The organism is Alkalimonas delamerensis (assembly GCF_030717955.1).
Classification (GTDB): Bacteria; Pseudomonadota; Gammaproteobacteria; order Enterobacterales; family Alteromonadaceae; genus Alkalimonas; species Alkalimonas delamerensis.
In genome coordinates this window covers 944,715-962,000 of record NZ_JAUZVY010000001.1, presented here as the reverse complement: position 1 = coordinate 962,000, position 17,286 = coordinate 944,715, and the positions used below count along the sequence as shown (strand labels likewise).

Below are 17,286 nucleotides of genomic sequence, written 5' to 3'. Positions count from 1 at the left end.
GACCGAAAATTAGGGTCGCATTGACCAGGAGCAATCACCTGATATACTTTTGAGATATCAGATGATAGGTGACAACAATGTCTGCCATGATCCGTGAGTTTAGTCCCCGCCTCTCCACCAAGCCTGATATTTGGCAGCAGATCGGCATTGCTGAGCGTGGCTCTAAGCTGTATCAGGCACTGCACCAAGGCTTTGTCTACCAGGTGTTTGATAAACTGGCAGCACTGTCCACCCTGGATAAAAAGCAACTGGCAGCGGTTTGTCAGCTGGCCCCTGCTACCCTGGCTCGGCGTGCCAAAAGCGGCCGCTTTACTCAGGATGAAAGCGATCGGCTGTATCGCTTTGCCACCGTTTTTGCGGCTGCCAGCAGCTTGTTTGACGGCGATAATGCTGCCATCAAAGGCTGGCTGACACAGCCCGTATATGGCCTTGGCGATCAGGCCCCTATTGAGATGCTGGCCACCTCGGCAGAAAGCCAGGCAGTGCTGGATCTGATTGGCCGTTTAGAGCATGGCGTCTTCAGCTGATGCTGCTGTACCGGCTGGTGCATCAGAAATGGGCTGCTCAGGCGTTTGATGGCGAAGGTGCCAGGCTCTATGGCGGGCGCTGGAACAGCAAAGGCAAAGCCTGTATCTACACAGCAGGTTCGGAAGCTCTGGCTATGTTAGAAGTGCTGGTACATTTGAACAACCGAGTAGCACTAAAGCAGTTTCGCTTATTTCAGTTGCAGCTGCCGGACGATGCCTTACTTAGCCTAAGCCCACAGCACCTGCCCGCCAACTGGCAGATGCAACCGGCCAGCGCTGGGACCGCCAACATTGGTGACAGCTGGCTGCAAGAACAAGCCAGCCTGGCCTTAGCCGTTCCCAGTGTGTTGGCACCGCGTGAGCACAACATTCTGCTCAACCCAAGCCACCCCGACTATTCGGCCTGTCTTGACAATCGGATAGAACTGGATTTTATGCCGGATCCACGGCTCACGCCCTAAACAGTTCGCTATGTCGATAAAAGCTTTATCGCAATTGTTGTTGCAGCCAGCTTTTCATATCATCAAAGGACTCACGGAAAACATTGTGGCCGACATCCGGATAGATGTGCAACTGATGCGGCTGCTCCCGCTGCTCCAATAACTTGGCAAAACGCGTGGCATTGCTGACATGCACCCGATCATCCTGCTCGCCATGCAAAATCAGGATCGGCAGCTCAGCAGGGAATTCATCCAACCAGTTTACTACGGAGCGCTCAGCCAACGCCTCCTGCTTACGCTCGGCATAATTTGGGATCCTGGCCTGATACACATTTTCCATTTCAGGGCGAAACTCGAGCTCTTTCTCTAAATCAATCACACCAACAGAAAATACCAATGCTTTCACCTCTGGCATATTCCGCACCGCCATCAGGCTTTGCATGCCGCCGCGGCTGACGCCCCACATGGCAATCTTGCTTTGATCGGCTATTGGCATCTGCTGGATAATGGGCAATAAGGCTTCAACATCGGCAACATCGGCACCACCGAACTCATCCTGTTCACGGTAATTGCTGGCAATCACAATATAGCCCTGCTCTGCCCAGGTGATTAATTGGTGGTAGACAACTGGAAATCGTAAAGCGCCAAAATTGGCATTGCCACCCCGGTTGTAGATCAAAACTGGCAAGGGTTGCTCAGTTTTGTCAGGGTGCTTAGGAGCCACAACCACACCTCGTACTTCAACGCCATCAACCTGATAGATAAAGTCACGACAGTAAATCGTATTCACCCGCTGTTCAAATTGCGGTTGGGCAAATATACGACTCATCCGCTCTTGCTGCTCGGCAGGCATTTGCTCAATTCTTTGAGTTAAGGTGGTAAAATTCTCGAACGGCCCCCGAAAACAATTCGCCGTCGACTGAATCGACTCATGCGAACTAAAAGATCCAGCTTGTACAGATGACACCACCAAAGCCAAGCCCAATAACCAGCGCATACATTTTCCTTGTTGTGCTTTTTTTTCAATAAAATAAAAGCTAACACAAGCGATGGACTGCAACAATCTATAAACAGAGTATTGTCACAAAAAAGAAATGGGCATTTAAGTGTGAAGAAATCGGCAGATGCAGGGGCGCAATCATGCGCCCAGAGATTGATTGGTCAATTTATGCGGGTTTCTGCAAACGAGCCAGCAGACTGGACGTATCCCAACGGTTGCCGCCCATGCGCTGGACTTCGCTGTAGAACTGATCAACCAGAGCAGTCAGCGGCAGGTGGCTGCCATTTTTCCGGGCCTCACTCAGTGCGATACTGAGATCTTTGCGCATCCAGTCGACGGCAAAACCAAAATCGTATTCGCCTTTGAGCATAGTTTGATACCGGTTTTGCATCTGCCAGGACTGAGCAGCCCCTTGTGAAATCACCTCCACCACAGCAGCGGCATCCAAACCGGCGTTTTGGGCAAAATGCAGCCCTTCCGCCAGGCCTTGTACCACACCGGCGATGCAAATTTGATTGACCATCTTGGCAAGTTGCCCGGAGCCGGTCGGGCCCAGCAGCTTGCAGCAGCGGGCATAGGCCTGCATCACCGGTTCGGCGTTGGCGTAGGCTTCGCTGTCGCCGCCGACCATAATGGTCAGCACACCGTTTTCAGCCCCGGCCTGGCCACCAGACACCGGTGCATCCAAAAAGCCAATGCCTTGCTCAGCACAAGCTGCCGCCAGCTCACGGGCCAGCTCAGCTGAAGCGGTGGTGTGATCGATCAGCACCGAACCAGGCTGCATGCTGGCCAGCACCCCATGTTCGCCATAGACCACAGAGCGCACATCGTCGTCATTACCGACACACAAGAACACCAGCTCGGCGCCCATGGCGGCCGCTGCCGGGGTTTCACCATGCGCGCCACCATAACGATTAACCCAATCCATCGCTTTAGCTGTGGTACGGTTGTAAACCCGGGTGGCATAGCCCTGCTGCTGCAGGTAGCCCGCCATCGGGAACCCCATCACGCCAAGGCCGATAAAGGCCACATTCTTGATTGTTTTAGAATTTGTCATACCAGTGTCTTACTTCTGTCGTAAACTAATGAGATACCACCAAGCGTACAAAGATGGCTGCAAAAAGTAAAAAGCTTTCGGGGAGTCCCAATGAATAATCTGCATCATTTTACCGTGAAAGACGCTCAGGGCCAGCCACTGGATCTGGCGCAGTACAAAGGCAAAACTCTGCTGGTGGTCAATACCGCCAGTCAGTGCGGCTTTACCCCACAGTATCAGGAGCTGGAAACCTTGTATCAAAGCTACCAGGATCGCGGACTTGAGATCCTGGCTTTTCCCTGCAACCAGTTTGGCGGCCAGGAGCCCGGCACGGATCAGGACATTCAGCAGTTTTGCCAGCTCAACTATGGGGTGAGCTTTCCGGTGCTGGCCAAAGTTCAGGTGAATGGCCCGGACGCAGAGCCAGTGTTTGAGTTTTTAAAGAATCAGGCCCGTGGCCTGCTAAAAACCCGCGCTATCAAATGGAATTTCACCAAGTTTCTGGTCAACAGCCAGGGCGAAGTGGTGAAACGCTATGCCCCCCGCACCAAGCCACTGGCCATTCGCCAGAGCATTGAGGAGTTGCTTGCAGCACCAAAGCCTTGATCCCTAGCAATAAAGCCGTGCCATTTTTTGCTACACTGTGTACAAACTTAGCAAAGGAACTACGCATGAAAGTCACGGTGTACAGCGCAAAAAAATACGACCAACAGGCATTCAGCCGTTGGGCAGATCCAAAACTGGATTTTCATTATCTGGAGCTTAAGCTCAGCGAAGAAACCGTCAGCCTGGCCGCTGACAGTGCCGCGATCTGTGCTTTTGTCAATGACGACTTATCTGCCCCGGTACTGACCGCCTTGCAGGCACAGGGTGTACGGATGATTGCACTGCGCTGCGCGGGCTTTAACAATGTCGACCTGGATGCTGCCAAAGCGCTGGGCATTCAGGTGGCCAGGGTACCCGCCTACTCGCCCGAAGCCGTGGCTGAGCACACCGTCGGCATGATGCTGGCGCTGAACCGTAAGCTGCACAAAGCCTACAACCGGGTACGGGACGATAACTTTGCGCTCGATGGCCTGCTGGGGTTTAACATGCACGGCAAAACCGTTGGCCTGATTGGCACCGGTCGCATTGGCAAGGCCACTGCCCGGATCTTACTGGGCTTTGGCTGCACCTTACTGTGCCACGACTTGTACGAAGATGCCGAGCTGAAACAGCTGGGCGCCCGCTACGTGCCCTTGCCAGAGCTGTACCAGCAAAGCCATATCATCAGCCTGCACTGTCCGCTCACTCCGGAAACCCGTTATCTGATCAACGTCGATAGTCTGGCGCAGATGAAAGAGAATGTGATGTTGATCAACACCAGCCGCGGCGGCCTGATTGATACCAAAGCAGTGATTAACGCTCTTAAAAGCCGGAAAATTGGTTATCTGGGTTTGGATGTGTACGAACAGGAAGCCGATTTATTTTTTGAAAACCTGTCGGAAATGGTGATCGACGACGACGTCTTTAAACGCTTACTCACTTTCCCCAATGTGCTGATCACCGGCCATCAAGCCTTTTTTACCGAAGAGGCGATGCAGCAAATCAGTCAAATCACCAGCGACAATCTGGTTGCCTTCGACAAGGGCACAGCCAGTGGCAACGAGCTTTGCTAAACACCGGCCACTAAAAAGCGAGCCGAAGCTCGCTTTTTAAGGTCAACACGTCCTAGTGCCAGATTAGAAAAACTCATCCAGATAGGAATCGTCGTAATCGTCCTGCTCCGGCGGATTGCCGTCGTGAATTTCAAACAGTCGGTTTTGCAAATAGGCCTCACGCACAAAGGCGTAAGGATCAAAAGAGTCTTCCAGCAAATGCTCCATCGACATGGCTTTTTCGCGCTGGGTCAAGCCGCTTAGTACATAACGGGTGATGGTCAACGGAGTATTGAACAAACCCAGCGGCGAATACAGCGCATCCACCAGATCACCAGTGGTGTCACGCACTGTCGAGGGACCACGGGCAGGCACCATCAAAAATGAACCCTCACCGACGCCCCAGACCGCCAAGGTCTGACCAAAATCTTCCCGCCGTTCATGCAAGCCAATTTTAGTCGCCACATCAAACAGCCCCAAGACCCCCACCGTCGAGTTCACCAGAAAACGGCCGGCACTGATCGCCATGCTGGCCGGTTTTGCCTGCAAGCCAGCATTGACAAAGCTATCCGGCTCACGCAGGTTGCTTAAAAAGTTGTCTACACCGCGCCGCGCCGGGCTTGGCACCACCGCCATGTATCCGACCGTTGCCGGACGGAGAATGTTGGGATCCAGAATTTCATAATTGAGCTCCCACATGGCCCGGTTGAAAGGCTCCAGTTTATCTCTGGGATCCCGCTCGGGCTCTGGCGCATCCGGCGCACTGGCACAGGCAGCCAGCAGCCCGCTAAGGCTCAACAACAGCAGGCAACGCATTGCCAATGACTTTGTCTTCAAAATAGATCCTCTAAACGGCTTTACTGAGCTTTTAATTGCAAGGCGACCTGCACCCTGGCATCGGTAAAAGCTTGACGGGATGAGACCACTTCGAAACTGCCTTCAGTTTCATCGACCCGACCCGATGGTGAAAATCGTGCCACCACTTCCACTTCGTCAATGCTGGCCAGGGTCCAGCCGGTTTGCATCGACATCTCTTCAGTCAGCATCATTTGCAGCTCGCCAGCAGGCACCGGGATACGCTGAGCGGCCACTGGCATGGCAGGGCCATCCGGCTGGCGCACAAACACAAAAACGCTGGCATCCGGGTGCGACTGCCGCAAATCAGGATCAACCTCCAGCGTCAGGTAGACAGTTCGCTCTTCGCGCGCCTGCACGTCCTGCCCTAACTCTTGCAGCTTGTTCAGCACCACCGCATAACGCGGATCGGAGCTTGGCAGACGGTCCAGCAACAGGGTCCAGGCGGCAATGGCTTCGTCCAGGTCATCTTTTTCGTAAGCAATGTAAGCGAGTAAAGACAGCGCATCCAGATTGTCCGGTTCATTGGTCAATACCCGGGCCATAGCCCTGCCAGCTTTTGCTAACTTGTCATCGCCACCAACCACCAACATAGCCTGGCTGTAACTAATCAACAGTGAAGTGCGTTCCGGGGTCATCTGCAATGCTTTTTCAAAGGCGTCAATGGCATCCATCATCAGCCCTTGCGACATCCAAATGCGTCCCAATAAAAACCAGGCAGCAGCGTCATCACCCTCACGGGCCAGTTTGGTCCGCAGCGCCAAGGCAAAGCCAGTCAGCTCCTCATCATTCAAAGGCTCACCGCGGCCGAGCAAAGAGCGCTCGCCAAACTCAGGCAGCTTTTGCTGTGCCGTCTGCCAGTCGACCAGCTCACGGTAGTGACCATTCCAGCTGTAAATGCCGCCAACCATCGCGGCAACAGCCAGGGTTAAGCCACCGTACCAGCGCCAGCTGCTTTGCGATGCCTGCAATTGCACCGCCTTGGCTTCTTGTTCTAAAAACTGCTGCTTCAGCTCGTCTGCGGCACTGTCAAAATCTTGCTCTGCCAACTCGCCAGCATCTCGGGCTGTGGCCAGCAACTCCATCCGCTCGCTGAATAATTCCGCCGGCGTCTGCTGTTCGCCGACACGTGCACTTCGAGGCCAGGCCATAAATACCAGGCTCAGGGCCAACATCAACAGGGCCCCCAGTAGCAACTGCCACATCATGATTTTTTACTCCGATAAGCGTCGATAATGGCATCCAACTCCTGCTCCAATTCAGGATTGGATGCCCTGGCCGTTTGCGCGCTCTGGCGGCGGCGCAACATGTACCAGGCCATCAGCACCAGCCAAACCACCGGCAAGATCCAGAGCCAGATGGTTACCGGGTTCAGCGGTGGGCTGTAATGCACAAAGTCACCGTAACGGTCGACCATAAAGTCGATCACTTCTCGCCGGCTGTAGCCCTGCTGCACCAGCTCGTAGGTTTTATTGCGCATATCAATGGACACCACTGCATTGGACTCGGCAATGTTCTGATTTTGGCACTGTGGGCAGCGCAGTTGCTGCACCAGCTCTTGGTAGAGACTGCGCTTGGCATCGTCTTCAAACGGCAGAATTTCGTCACCCGCCAACAACGAAGTGCTGAACAAGACCCATGCGACCAGCAGCAACCGGCTCATGGCTTGGCTCCCTGATAGGCCAGCGAGGCTTGTTGCAGCTCCTCGAATGCCGGTGCAAAAAGATTGCGCCAAACCCGCGGGTTCAGATCGCCAACATGGTGCATCCGAATGGTGCCATCGGCATCGACCAGAAAGGTCTCAGGTGAGCCTGAAACCCCAAGGTCAAACGACAGGCGGCGGTTTTCATCCAGAATATTGAATTGGTAAGGATCGCCAAAGTAAGCCAGTTCCCGCTGCACATCACGCTGCAACTGGCCCAGGCTAAAGTGATCACCAAAAGCCGGATCCACCGGTAACGGATAATACAAACCAATGATGGGAATGCCCTGCTCCCTGAGCTCGGTCATAAAGCGCAGTTGAGCTTTGCAGGTTGGGCACCAAACGCCCCAGACACTGAGTAAAAAAGGCTCGCCGGTTAGCAGCTCGCGGTTCCAACGCTGTTGTGGCTGCATCAGATCCGGCAAGTCAAACTCGGGCATAGGCCGGTTTAACAACGCAGAGTCGCGGCTCCAGGGGTCGGAAAAGAGCCCAGTGTACAAAAAGACCGAAACCGCCAGAAAAATAGCCAAAGGTGCAAAAAACAGCCACTTACGCATGGGCGACCTCCTCGTTGTTGCGCGCCGGAGCCCTCAGGCGGCGCGTGACTTTACGGCGATAGCGCTCATCAAACAAGGACCAGGTGGCCCCTATCGCCATCAGCAAACCACCCAGCCATATCCAGCGCACAAAAGGCTTCACCTGGACTTTGAAGGACCAGGCATTGCCTGGTAAAGCTTCCCCTAAAGACACGTACAGATCCCGGCTTAAACGGGCGTGAATAGCCGCTTCAGTCATTACGGTACGCTGGATGGTGTAAAAGCGTTTTTCAGCATGCAGGTTGGTAATAAACCGACCATCGCGCTCGACTTTCAAATCGGCAGCCTCGCCTCCGTAGTTGGGTCCATCCAGCTTGTACAAATCCAATAAGGTAAAGTCATAGCCAGACAACGAGATGGTGTCGCCCACCTGCATCCGCACATCCCGCTCCACGCTGTAGGTGGTGGTCATGGCAATACCAATCACCATAACTGCAAAACCAATGTGGGCGGTGGTCATGCCGTAGTGGCTGGCACTCAGCTTACGAATACCTGCCAAGCCCTGACCAAACTGACGAATGCGCTGACCAACTTCGCCCAGTGCAGACATACCAACCCAGGCCCCTAACAACAAGCCAATCAGGGCCACATTGGCCTGTACCGACTGGGTAGCCGCCATCAAACCGACCGCAACAATCAGGGTTGCCAGCGCAATCATCGCCATCGGCGGGATCAGCGGCTGCCATTTTTGCTGTTTCCAGCGTACCCAGGGGCCCAGCCCCAACAACAGGCTGAACGGAATGGCCAGGTAAAAGAACATCGCATCAAAGAAAGGCTCACCAATGGAAATGGAACCCAGCCCCAGCTCCTGGTGGAACAGCGGCAACAAGGTCCCCAAAAATACCACCAGGGTTGCCGTTAGCATAAAGACGTTGTTGCCCCACAGCATCACTTCGCGTGAAAACAGCTCAAACCGGGCCTGACTGCGGACCGAACGCATCCGCAGCGCATACAGCAGCAAGGAACCCCCGATCACAATCAGCAAAAACACCAGCAGGAACAAACCCCGACTTGGATCGGTGGCAAAAGAATGCACCGACACCAGCACACCGGAGCGAACCAGGAATGCACCCAACAGGCTTAGCGAGAAGGTTGCCAGTGCCAGTAAGACCGTCCAGGATTTAAAGGTGCCACGCTTTTCCGTCACCGCCAAAGTATGGATCAGCGCCGTGCCCACCAACCAAGGCATAAAGGAAGCATTTTCAACCGGATCCCAGAACCACCAACCACCCCAGCCGAGCTCTTTGTAGGCCCACCAACTGCCAAGCATGATGCCCAGGGTTAAAAACATCCAGGCTGCCAGGGTCCAGGGCCGCGCCCAACGTGCCCAGGTGCTGTCAAACTTGCCGCTGAGCAATGCCGCAATGGCAAAAGCAAAGGATACCGCAAAGCCAACATAGCCCATGTACAGCAAAGGTGGGTGAATGATCATGCCAAAATCTTGCAGCAAGGGGTTCAGATCATTGCCCTCGGCCGGGAAGTACGGCAGGCTGCGCTCGAAGGCATTGGACATAAAGAGCGAAAAAGCAATAAAGCCAACGCCTATCCAGCCCATCACCCCCAGAATACGCCCCTGCATTAGCAACGGCAGTTGTTTGGAAAACAGCGCAACCGCAGCCGTCCACAAAGTCAGGATCCAAACCCAAAGCACCATAGAGCCTTCATGCGAGCCCCAGGTAGCCGTCAATTTGTAGTACCAGGGTAATACAGTGCTGGAATTGGACGCCACATTGATGACAGTAAAGTCATCGGTGTAAAACGCATAGGACAAAGCGGCGAATGCCAGGCCGGCAAACAATGCCGAGGCGATGGCCAAGGGCTTACCCAGCATTAAAGCCCGCTCGTTGCCGGTGTAGCTGCCATAAAGCGGGATCACCCCCAACATCAGGGACAGCACAAAAGCAAAGGTCAGTGCCAGTTGGCCTAACTCAGGGATCATCAGTAACCTCCGGTGGATTCGGTAGCGGTTTGCTGCGAGGGCGGCACATGCTGAATGCCTTTGAGCGCTTTGGCCACTTCGGGTGGCATGTACTCTTCATCGTGCCGTGCCAGTACCTCGGTGGCGCGGATCAGGCGGTCTTCAACCAGATGGCCCTGAGCAACGATGCCCTGTCCTTCACGGAACAGGTCTGGCAGGATGCCGTTGTACTCGACCGTTACGGTAGGGCCAATATCCACCAGGTCAAAACGAACCAACAAGGACTCAGGGTCCCGCACTACAGAGCCTTCAACCACCACACCACCGATGCGTAGACGCTGACCGATTTCCGGGCGCTTTTTATCAGGCCCGATGCCCTCGACCAACTGAGTTGGGGTATAGAATAAGTTGATATTCTGCGTCAGGGCAAACAGCATGGCACCGACTGAGCCGGCTACCAGAGTCAAGATGGCCAGAATGGACCAAAGGCGTTTTTGTCGTCTTGTTGTCATGGGTGCTCAGTCTCCTGATACTGCTTAACTCGTTGGGCCCGCGCCAGCTTCTGTCGGAAGTTTTGGTGAAAGGCTTTCAGCTCCCAAAAGCAATAACCCGCCAGCCCCACCAACAAACCATAGGTCAAACCATAGGCCAGCCAGATGTAAAAGCCATAGCCGCCCATCGCCAGAAAATCACTGAAACTGTCAAACTGCATTAGTGTCCTCCCAAGGTCGCACGTACCCATGGCCGGTGCTGCTCATGCTCTAAAATGGCGGTCCTTAGCCGCAAACAAACCAGAGCCAGCATCAGCAGATAAAAACCCAGCAAACTAATCAGCAAAGGCCACAGCATGCTGGGATGCACCGAAGGGGTGTCAAATTTCATAATGCTGGCCCCCTGATGCAGGGTATGCCACCACTCGACGGAGAAATGAATAATAGGGACATTGACCACGCCAATCACAGCCAACAAGGAAGCGACCTTGCCACCGGTCTGCCGGTCAGAAAAAGCGCCGTACAAGGCAATCACGCCCAGGTACAGGAACAACAAAATAAGTTGCGAGGTCAAGCGCGCATCCCACTCCCACCAGGTGCCCCACATCGGTTTGCCCCAGGCCATGCCGGTCAGCAATGAGATGGCGGTAAAAACGGCACCAATCGGTGCAATGGCCAGTACCGACCACTGGGCGACTTTGACCTGCCAGACCAGCGCAATAAAAGCGGCAATCGCCATCATGGTGTAGGTGCTCATCGATAGCAAGGCAGAAGGCACATGGATGTACATAATGCGTACCGTATCGAATTGCTGGTAATCCTGAGGGGCAAACACCAGACCCCAGACGTTGCCCACCAGCAGAATGGTTAGGGCCGACAGCATAAGCCAGGGAAACAAATGCCCGCAGAATCGATAGAGAGTTTCAGGTTTTGCCAGAGGGTGCAGCCATTTAAACATACTAACTCACATTAATTCGTAACGCACTGGCAACCGCCAGTGGCACCAAAGCCAACGCCAATAGTAACATGGCAACCAGAATCGCAAGTTGACCACTGTAAGACAACCCCATACCAGCAGCCTCAATTGCCGCACTGGCAAAAATCAGCAGAGGTATGTACAGCGGGACTATTAACAGTGCCAGCAAAATACCGCCTTTATCGGCCGACATGGTCAGAGCCGCACCCAATACGCTCAAAATGCTGAGCATAGGGGTTCCCAACAACAGCGTCAGCATCATGGCGATAAATGCCGCTTTATCAACGCCCAACAACATGGCCACCACCGGGGACAACATCACCAATGGCAAACCGGTACTGAGCCAGTTTGCGGCGGTCTTCGCCAGCACAAAGGCCATCACCCCCTGACGCGACGCCACCAGCTGCTCAATGACACCGTTGCGATAGTCATCGCGAAACAGGCGCTCAGCCGCCAGCAAAACACTCAACAGGGCCGCTATCCAGACAATCCCAGGCGCCATTATACGTAATTGGTTCGGCTCTGGTCCAACCCCTAACGGAAACAAGGTCAAGACAATAATGAAGAACAGCAACGGGTTCAACCAATCGGCCTTCTGCCGTGCCAACAGCACCAGCTCACGGCGTAAAAATGTCATTACCATCGGTAAGCCAGCTCCAGAGTTTTTAAACTGGGAAAGTCGACACTGAGCGGTTGATGCGTCGTCACAATAATGGCACCACCGGCTGCCAGTTGCTGATGAAAGCGCTGCTGCAAACGTGCAATGGAGTGCTGATCAAGGGCAGTAAAGGGTTCATCCAATATCCAGAGCGGTGCCTGAGTTAACCAAAGTCGGGCTAAGGAAACCCTGCGCTGTTGCCCGGCAGAAAGCATTCGGCAAGGCACATCTTCCAGACCGGCCAGGCCTAACTCACCCAGCAAGCTGAGGTTATCCTGGTATGGCAGCTCATAAGCAGCACGCCAAAATGCCAGATTCTCCAGAGCGGTTAAGTGCTCATGAATGCCGCTTTGGTGGCCGATATAACAAAGAGACGTAGCGAATTCGTCCAATTGCTGCGATAACGGCTGCCCCCGAAACAGGATCTCACCATCATCCGGTGTGGACAAACCGGCCAACAGACGCAACAATGAACTTTTACCAGCACCATTTTTGCCCTGCACCTGCAGCAGCTGTCCGGGTACCAGCTCCAGATCCAGCCCCTGGAACAGCACTCTGTCCTGGCGGATACAACTTAAGCCGCGGGCACAAAAGAAGTCGGTCACAGTGGCCTCCTGGTAAAATTGCGCGGATCTTACCATATTCCGATTGGAATACGAACGCGTCAGCGGAGCACAAGCATGGTAAAAGTGACAAAAACATGAACCCGATCAAACTTGAGCACCTGATGCAGGTAACAGCTGCCGGCCGCGGCACCACAGCGGCCATTCCCTTGCAACCAGACAAAGCCTACCCAGGCATTCTGTTGACCGATCCGGTACAAGGCGCACGTCTTTTGCAACTGAATACCGCCCAGGGGATTTTGCAACTGCGACTGCCACAAAGTGTCACCGCCCCGAATGGCAGTGCGATGCAGGCCAGCTTTCAGCAATTGCCGGACGGCCGGGTTCAGGTCCAGTTGCAAGCCAGGGGCGAAGCCGTTCAAAGCTTTCCTTTAAACCAACAACAAGCACTGACCCTGGCATTGAACTGGCGTGGCGACAGCCGACCCGTGACCGATCTCAGCAGTGCCAGTACGGCCACCCATTTGCCGGTCGAGCTGCAAAGCAGCCGGCAGCAAAGCCAAATCCGTCTGCCTCAGGGCATGGTTCTGCCCTTACCTAACGCCTTGCACCGCACCATACAGTCGCTGATGGTGCAATTTCCACAGGCTCGCATTGAAGCCAGCATCAGTCTTGGTACAGGTCAGGAGCCCAGTTTGTTTCTTGAGGTGAAAACAACCAGCCAAGCCAGAACTACGCCTTTGGTACCTTCGATGCCTGGCAACCTGAGTATGCCCAAAGCAGCCGACAGAAGCAGTCCTCAACCACCAGGCCAGACGCACTCAGAGCCGCCCCCGCAGCGCTTGCAGTACCAGCAATTGACCTTGCCGGCACAGCTGCAGCAGCAGCTGTTGGCGCAAGTTGCCAGCGCCATACAGGGCCAAAGTATTCCGGCCCGCTTGCAGCAACAGTACCTGCAACTGGGCAACCTGATGCTGCCTTTGCCTCAGGTTCGCTTAGCTGCTGGGCACTATCAAATCCAACTGCAACAGGAGCAGCAAAATTGGCAACTGCAGTTTTTGTCGCAACAGCAAAGCAGTGCCAAACTGCAGCTGGCCAAAGATGCATTTAACCGCCCGATTCAATGGCAAGCAGCGCAAACAGGAACAGCCGCAGAGCCTGCGGCTCAGCAGCAAAGTGGCAACAAAACACAGCCGGTGTTGGAGCAGGGCTGGCGTTTGCTGCAACCACTGCTGGCAGAGAGTCCGGCCCGGCTCGCCAGCCTGCCTGAGTTACCAGCCCCTTTGCAGCAAGCCCTGCAGCACATCCGCCAACAACTGCCCTCAGGGCAGCGGGTCATGTCGGGTGCTGAAATCCAGCAACAATTGCAGGCCGTGCTGCAATTTCATCCGCTGCAGGCCCCAGCCAACAGCAGCAGCGCCGCCGGTACCTTTGCCCTGGCCATTCAACTGCTGCTGGGACGACTCAGCCGGGGTGCCAGCCCAATGGCCAACCAGCCAGCGGCGCAGCGTCTGATGCCGTTGCTGCAACAACTGGACAGTCAGAGTGCAGGTCAATTGCTGCGACAATTGGCCAGCCACAGTGGCGCCATGCAGCAAAGCCAATTGGCCAGCACCGAGTTGCAGCAACAACAGAGCGGTCAGTTCCTGCTGCAGCTGCCGTTGCAGTGGGATCAGCAAAGCACCCAATTGCAATTGAAAATTGAGCAGCGTGATGGCTCCGACAACCAAAGCGGTCAGACCAATAAAGTCTGGCAACTGACCATGCATTTTGATCTGACCGAGCTTGGAAAAGTACTGGCTACCGCCAAACTCGATGGCAATCGCCTGAATCTGCAAATTTACACCGAGCAAGCGCAGACCCAGACTTTGGCCGAACAGTTTATCCCGAGGTTAAGCGAACGACTTGAGGCGCAGGGCATTGAGGTAGAGCAGGTACAGTGTCAATCAGGAGCCGTTCCGGCCAGCTTATTCAACCGCCACAGCAGCTTGATTACCGTGAAGGCCTGATGATGAGCACACCAGACAACAAAAGGAAAAATAAATCAGCTACAGCGCTACGCTACGATGGCAAAACGGCGCCAGAAGTGATTGCCAAAGGCCATGGCGCTCTGGCGGATGACATTCTGGCGGTGGCCAAAGCCCATGGTATTTTGATTCATGAAGATGAAGAGCTGAACAAACTGCTGACGCAACTGGAATTAGGAGACACCATTCCAAAAGAGTTGTATGTCATTATTGCTGAGTTGATTGCATTTTCTTACGTGTTGCAAGGGAAGTTTCCGGATGAGTGGGACAACATTCATCAACGAATTGATTTAAAAACTTAGTACCTGCTACCCAAAGGCATGCCCTAACCTTTTTGCTGATGCAAATGAAACAGCAACTCGGCCTCGGCTCTTGGTAGTTCGCATTCCCGCATGATTTCTTCCAGATCAGCGCCCAGTTGCACCATCTTCATCGCCCGGCTGTAAAGTTTGGATTCTGGCTCCGTCAGTTGCAAGGCCTGCAGCTGTTCAGCTTGCTCTGACAACTGCTGTTGCTGGTTTTGCAGCTCGGATTCCAGCTGAAGCACCCGCTGCCCCACCCCAATCACGCCAGCGCGCAACTCTGCCAGCTCGGCCCGAACCAGCTGAAGTTGTTGCGCTGAATCTGACTCTGATTGGGTTGTGGAGTCCGCACTGTCCTGCTGCAAAATGCGTGGCTCAGACAGTGCCTGATGATTTGCTCCGACCGTAAAACTGCGCCAGAGTAACCACAGCAACAGCAGCGTCAAGACGCCCAACCAGGCAATGATCATCGGCAGTTTCCGTTAGAGTGCACTGATTTCATCCCACTCTTCATCGGTGAGCAGTTTATTCAGATCCACCAGGATCAACAGCTCACCCTCGCGATTGGTGACCCCCTGGATAAATTTGGCACTCTCGTCATTGCCAACATTGGGCGCAGTATCAATTTCTGATGCTTTCAGATACACCACCTCGGCGACGCTGTCGACCAGAATACCCACCACCTGCTTGTCCGCTTCGATGATCACGATACGGGTATTGTCGCTGACCTCAGCGCCTTCCAGGCCAAAGCGGGCCCGGGTGTCAATAACGGTGACCACATTGCCACGTAAATTGATGATTCCCATCACATAATCCGGAGAGCCTGGTACCGGAGCAATTTCGGTATAACGCAAGACTTCCTGTACCTGCATCACATTGATGCCATAGGTCTCGTCCTGCAGTTTGAAAGTGACCCACTGCAGAACCTCATCCGTGGTGTCGCTGTCTTTTGCAGTCTGCTTGGCTACATTACTCATTCCAGCTCCTCATTGGCGGTCACAACACCGCTCTGTTACACGTCATCTTCACTGCTCAGACCCTGCCGCAGCATTTCTGTCAAAGCATCTACATCCAGTAAAGCACACATATGCTGTTTGATCAGCCCGGCAAGCCAAGGTCTTTTGCCACTGGACTCCCGCCACTTTACCTCATCCTGCGATAAAGTCACGGTGTTGATCAGTTTATCGCACGCCAGCCCCCACGGGGTGTTGCTTAACATTATAACATACTGATACGAATGCGATTCAGCTTGAGCCTGGTCAAATTTTTCCGGCATCACCCAAAGGCCGGTATCCACCACATTGATTTTCAATTCACGCTGCAACATCACGCCTTTAAACCAGGCAGGCTTGCCCGGCATGGTATTGACGCTGCTCATTTTATGAATGCCACCCAACTCCTTCAATGGCAAGGCAATGGTTAAACCGGCCACGCTGAAAAACAGCGCCTGGAAATTGCCCTCCCGATAGGACTTGGCCGTTTGAACGGCGTCTTCGCGAAAACCCGGCTGCGACTTGCGCGTGAGCACTTCGGTCTGCAACTCGGTATCGGCCAATTTGGGCATGACCGGGGGCGCTTCTGCTTTTGCCTTCGCTTGAGTCGTAGCCTCGCTAGCGACCTGCGTGGTGGTGACTCTCGCCAGCAACGACTCCAGCTTTTGTTTAACCTCTGGGACTTCCGGCGCCGGAGCTGCTGTTGGCGCAGCCGCCGGCTCCTCATCGGTCAGCAAAGCCGTTAAGTAATGTTGCATCACTTTCTGACTGCTGTAGCGATCAGACATGCTCAGTCTCCGGCAACTGCAGTAAATAACTCAGCAAGGTGTTGTAAGCAAAAACACCACGCGAGCGCGGCGCATACACCGGAGGTGGTGTTTGCGCCAAACTGGCATCACGAAACTTGGTGTCGACCGGGATTACTGCCGACCACACCTTATCCTGGTACTTGGCTTTTAACTCTTTGTACGCTTCGAGCGACGCTTTGGTGCGTTTGTCGTACATGGTCGGGATAATGGTGTAGCGGTAACTTTTTTGCTGGGAGTGGGTCATCAATCCCATGGTTGCGATCATGCGCTCCAGACCTTTAATGGCCAGAAACTCAGTCTGAACCGGGATCAGCACCCGATCACTGGCTGCCAATGCATTGACCATCAGCACCCCCATCACCGGGGGGCAGTCCAACAAAATGTAATCGTAATCCTTACTTAATTTGGCCAATCCCTTTTTTAGAATCAATCCCATGCCATTTTTGTTGCCAAGGGAGCGATCCAAGGTCGCCAAGGCCATCGAGGATGGCAGAATGTCGAGGTTTTCAACACCACTGGGACAAAGTGATTGCAGGATTTCCTCCCGGCTGATGTCTTTGCCCCGGATAAAAATATCGTAAACACTCACTTCCAACTCTTCGGCATCAATGCCAAAGTAGTAGGTCATGGAGGCATGGGGATCAATGTCCACCAGCAGAACACGATAGCCACGTTCCGCCAACAAAGCGCCTAACGAAACCGTGCTGGTGGTTTTGCCCACCCCGCCTTTTTGATTTGCTATTGTCCAAACAACCAC

22 protein-coding genes are annotated in these 17,286 nt (G+C 54.0%); 6 read left to right on the top strand and 16 right to left on the bottom strand.

Annotated elements, in window-relative coordinates; genetic code table 11:
• The first annotated feature begins 77 nt into the window (after positions 1-77).
• Together parS and Q3O59_RS04400 are read left to right on the top strand one after the other, a co-directional pair.
• On the top strand, positions 78-527 hold the full coding sequence (gene parS / locus Q3O59_RS04405) for a type II RES/Xre toxin-antitoxin system antitoxin (protein WP_305944405.1): 450 nt from the start codon (positions 78-80) through the stop codon (positions 525-527).
• Positions 524-988 (top strand): RES family NAD+ phosphorylase, encoded by a 465-nt coding sequence (locus Q3O59_RS04400; RefSeq protein WP_305944447.1) that lies wholly within the window; start codon positions 524-526, stop codon positions 986-988. Before parS ends, Q3O59_RS04400 begins: the two co-directional genes overlap by 4 nt.
• 25 nt (positions 989-1,013) lie before the next feature.
• Here Q3O59_RS04400 and Q3O59_RS04395 read toward each other — a convergent pair whose 3' ends face one another.
• Positions 1,014-1,964 carry an alpha/beta hydrolase family protein gene (locus Q3O59_RS04395; protein ID WP_305944404.1) on the bottom strand — a complete coding sequence of 317 codons (951 nt, stop codon included), beginning with the start codon at positions 1,962-1,964 and terminating at the stop codon, positions 1,014-1,016.
• Positions 1,965-2,133: 169 nt separating this feature from the next.
• On the bottom strand, positions 2,134-3,024 hold the full coding sequence (locus Q3O59_RS04390) for an NAD(P)-dependent oxidoreductase (RefSeq protein WP_305944403.1): 891 nt from the start codon (positions 3,022-3,024) through the stop codon (positions 2,134-2,136).
• A 90-nt stretch (positions 3,025-3,114) separates the two neighbouring features.
• Here Q3O59_RS04390 and Q3O59_RS04385 point away from each other — a divergent pair, with 90 nt between their 5' ends.
• Together Q3O59_RS04385 and Q3O59_RS04380 are read left to right on the top strand one after the other, a co-directional pair.
• Positions 3,115-3,609, top strand: coding sequence for a glutathione peroxidase (locus Q3O59_RS04385; RefSeq protein WP_305944402.1), 495 nt, complete (start codon positions 3,115-3,117; stop codon positions 3,607-3,609).
• 65 nt (positions 3,610-3,674) lie between these two features.
• Complete coding sequence (locus Q3O59_RS04380; protein WP_305944401.1) at positions 3,675-4,661, top strand: 2-hydroxyacid dehydrogenase; 987 nt, start codon at positions 3,675-3,677, stop codon at positions 4,659-4,661.
• Between the two features lie 63 nt (positions 4,662-4,724).
• On the opposite strand, the gene Q3O59_RS04375 is transcribed toward Q3O59_RS04380, so the two are convergent.
• From Q3O59_RS04375 to ccmA, 10 genes are read right to left on the bottom strand one after another with little or no spacing between them, the layout of a single operon-like run.
• Positions 4,725-5,456 (bottom strand): MlaA family lipoprotein, encoded by a 732-nt coding sequence (locus Q3O59_RS04375; protein WP_228589340.1) that lies wholly within the window; start codon positions 5,454-5,456, stop codon positions 4,725-4,727.
• Between the two features lie 41 nt (positions 5,457-5,497).
• On the bottom strand, positions 5,498-6,703 hold the full coding sequence (ccmI, locus tag Q3O59_RS04370) for a c-type cytochrome biogenesis protein CcmI (protein WP_305944400.1): 1,206 nt from the start codon (positions 6,701-6,703) through the stop codon (positions 5,498-5,500).
• Positions 6,700-7,158 carry a cytochrome c-type biogenesis protein gene (locus Q3O59_RS04365; RefSeq protein WP_305944399.1) on the bottom strand — a complete coding sequence of 153 codons (459 nt, stop codon included), beginning with the start codon at positions 7,156-7,158 and terminating at the stop codon, positions 6,700-6,702. The genes ccmI and Q3O59_RS04365 overlap by 4 nt, the downstream gene beginning before the upstream one ends.
• The gene (locus Q3O59_RS04360) at positions 7,155-7,754 is read right to left on the bottom strand and encodes a redoxin family protein (RefSeq protein WP_305944398.1); all 600 of its coding nucleotides are present in this window, start codon (positions 7,752-7,754) and stop codon (positions 7,155-7,157) included. The genes Q3O59_RS04365 and Q3O59_RS04360 overlap by 4 nt, the downstream gene beginning before the upstream one ends.
• Positions 7,747-9,732: a heme lyase CcmF/NrfE family subunit gene (locus tag Q3O59_RS04355; protein WP_305944397.1), complete on the bottom strand. Its 1,986-nt coding sequence runs from the start codon at positions 9,730-9,732 to the stop codon at positions 7,747-7,749. The genes Q3O59_RS04360 and Q3O59_RS04355 overlap by 8 nt, the downstream gene beginning before the upstream one ends.
• Positions 9,732-10,223, bottom strand: coding sequence for a cytochrome c maturation protein CcmE (gene ccmE / locus Q3O59_RS04350; protein ID WP_305944396.1), 492 nt, complete (start codon positions 10,221-10,223; stop codon positions 9,732-9,734). The genes Q3O59_RS04355 and ccmE overlap by 1 nt, the downstream gene beginning before the upstream one ends.
• Positions 10,220-10,423, bottom strand: a complete 204-nt coding sequence (gene ccmD, locus Q3O59_RS04345; RefSeq protein ID WP_228589327.1) for a heme exporter protein CcmD — start codon at positions 10,421-10,423, stop codon at positions 10,220-10,222. Before ccmD ends, ccmE begins: the two co-directional genes overlap by 4 nt.
• On the bottom strand, positions 10,423-11,160 hold the full coding sequence (locus Q3O59_RS04340) for a heme ABC transporter permease (RefSeq protein WP_228589326.1): 738 nt from the start codon (positions 11,158-11,160) through the stop codon (positions 10,423-10,425). Before Q3O59_RS04340 ends, ccmD begins: the two co-directional genes overlap by 1 nt.
• Before the next feature lies 1 nt (position 11,161).
• Positions 11,162-11,821 carry a heme exporter protein CcmB gene (gene ccmB, locus Q3O59_RS04335; RefSeq protein WP_305944395.1) on the bottom strand — a complete coding sequence of 220 codons (660 nt, stop codon included), beginning with the start codon at positions 11,819-11,821 and terminating at the stop codon, positions 11,162-11,164.
• Positions 11,815-12,477, bottom strand: a complete 663-nt coding sequence (gene ccmA, locus Q3O59_RS04330) for a cytochrome c biogenesis heme-transporting ATPase CcmA (protein WP_369812343.1) — start codon at positions 12,475-12,477, stop codon at positions 11,815-11,817. Before ccmA ends, ccmB begins: the two co-directional genes overlap by 7 nt.
• Before the next feature lie 59 nt (positions 12,478-12,536).
• Here ccmA and fliK point away from each other — a divergent pair, with 59 nt between their 5' ends.
• Both fliK and Q3O59_RS04320 read left to right on the top strand, forming a co-directional pair.
• On the top strand, positions 12,537-14,408 hold the full coding sequence (gene fliK / locus Q3O59_RS04325; RefSeq protein WP_305944393.1) for a flagellar hook-length control protein FliK: 1,872 nt from the start codon (positions 12,537-12,539) through the stop codon (positions 14,406-14,408).
• Between the two features lie 2 nt (positions 14,409-14,410).
• On the top strand, positions 14,411-14,728 hold the full coding sequence (locus Q3O59_RS04320; RefSeq protein WP_305944446.1) for an EscU/YscU/HrcU family type III secretion system export apparatus switch protein: 318 nt from the start codon (positions 14,411-14,413) through the stop codon (positions 14,726-14,728).
• A 23-nt stretch (positions 14,729-14,751) separates the two neighbouring features.
• Here Q3O59_RS04320 and Q3O59_RS04315 read toward each other — a convergent pair whose 3' ends face one another.
• From Q3O59_RS04315 to Q3O59_RS04300, 4 genes are read right to left on the bottom strand one after another with little or no spacing between them, the layout of a single operon-like run.
• Entirely contained in the window at positions 14,752-15,198 is a 447-nt protein-coding gene (locus Q3O59_RS04315; RefSeq protein ID WP_305944392.1) for a DUF2802 domain-containing protein, read from the bottom strand.
• 12 nt (positions 15,199-15,210) lie between these two features.
• Complete coding sequence (locus Q3O59_RS04310) at positions 15,211-15,705, bottom strand: chemotaxis protein CheW (RefSeq protein WP_228589321.1); 495 nt, start codon at positions 15,703-15,705, stop codon at positions 15,211-15,213.
• Positions 15,706-15,740: 35 nt separating this feature from the next.
• On the bottom strand, positions 15,741-16,508 hold the full coding sequence (locus Q3O59_RS04305) for a chemotaxis protein CheW (RefSeq protein WP_305944391.1): 768 nt from the start codon (positions 16,506-16,508) through the stop codon (positions 15,741-15,743).
• Positions 16,501-17,286, bottom strand: a complete 786-nt coding sequence (locus tag Q3O59_RS04300) for a ParA family protein (RefSeq protein ID WP_305944390.1) — start codon at positions 17,284-17,286, stop codon at positions 16,501-16,503. Before Q3O59_RS04300 ends, Q3O59_RS04305 begins: the two co-directional genes overlap by 8 nt.

Bases quoted from the DNA above. Each gene is read 5' to 3' on its own strand.
- parS (WP_305944405.1), top strand. From the start codon at position 78: ATGTCTGCCATGATCCGTGAGTTTAGTCCCCGCCTCTCCACCAAGCCT.
- Q3O59_RS04395 (WP_305944404.1), bottom strand. From the start codon at position 1,964: ATGCGCTGGTTATTGGGCTTGGCTTTGGTGGTGTCATCTGTACAAGCT.
- Q3O59_RS04390 (WP_305944403.1), bottom strand. From the start codon at position 3,024: ATGACAAATTCTAAAACAATCAAGAATGTGGCCTTTATCGGCCTTGGC.
- Q3O59_RS04385 (WP_305944402.1), top strand. From the start codon at position 3,115: ATGAATAATCTGCATCATTTTACCGTGAAAGACGCTCAGGGCCAGCCA.
- Q3O59_RS04380 (WP_305944401.1), top strand. From the start codon at position 3,675: ATGAAAGTCACGGTGTACAGCGCAAAAAAATACGACCAACAGGCATTC.
- Q3O59_RS04375 (WP_228589340.1), bottom strand. From the start codon at position 5,456: ATGCGTTGCCTGCTGTTGTTGAGCCTTAGCGGGCTGCTGGCTGCCTGT.
- ccmI (WP_305944400.1), bottom strand. From the start codon at position 6,703: ATGATGTGGCAGTTGCTACTGGGGGCCCTGTTGATGTTGGCCCTGAGC.
- Q3O59_RS04365 (WP_305944399.1), bottom strand. From the start codon at position 7,158: ATGAGCCGGTTGCTGCTGGTCGCATGGGTCTTGTTCAGCACTTCGTTG.
- Q3O59_RS04360 (WP_305944398.1), bottom strand. From the start codon at position 7,754: ATGCGTAAGTGGCTGTTTTTTGCACCTTTGGCTATTTTTCTGGCGGTT.
- Q3O59_RS04355 (WP_305944397.1), bottom strand. From the start codon at position 9,732: ATGATCCCTGAGTTAGGCCAACTGGCACTGACCTTTGCTTTTGTGCTG.
- ccmE (WP_305944396.1), bottom strand. From the start codon at position 10,223: ATGACAACAAGACGACAAAAACGCCTTTGGTCCATTCTGGCCATCTTG.
- ccmD (WP_228589327.1), bottom strand. From the start codon at position 10,423: ATGCAGTTTGACAGTTTCAGTGATTTTCTGGCGATGGGCGGCTATGGC.
- Q3O59_RS04340 (WP_228589326.1), bottom strand. From the start codon at position 11,160: ATGTTTAAATGGCTGCACCCTCTGGCAAAACCTGAAACTCTCTATCGA.
- ccmB (WP_305944395.1), bottom strand. From the start codon at position 11,821: ATGGTAATGACATTTTTACGCCGTGAGCTGGTGCTGTTGGCACGGCAG.
- ccmA (WP_369812343.1), bottom strand. From the start codon at position 12,477: ATGGTAAGATCCGCGCAATTTTACCAGGAGGCCACTGTGACCGACTTC.
- fliK (WP_305944393.1), top strand. From the start codon at position 12,537: ATGAACCCGATCAAACTTGAGCACCTGATGCAGGTAACAGCTGCCGGC.
- Q3O59_RS04320 (WP_305944446.1), top strand. From the start codon at position 14,411: ATGAGCACACCAGACAACAAAAGGAAAAATAAATCAGCTACAGCGCTA.
- Q3O59_RS04315 (WP_305944392.1), bottom strand. From the start codon at position 15,198: ATGATCATTGCCTGGTTGGGCGTCTTGACGCTGCTGTTGCTGTGGTTA.
- Q3O59_RS04310 (WP_228589321.1), bottom strand. From the start codon at position 15,705: ATGAGTAATGTAGCCAAGCAGACTGCAAAAGACAGCGACACCACGGAT.
- Q3O59_RS04305 (WP_305944391.1), bottom strand. From the start codon at position 16,508: ATGTCTGATCGCTACAGCAGTCAGAAAGTGATGCAACATTACTTAACG.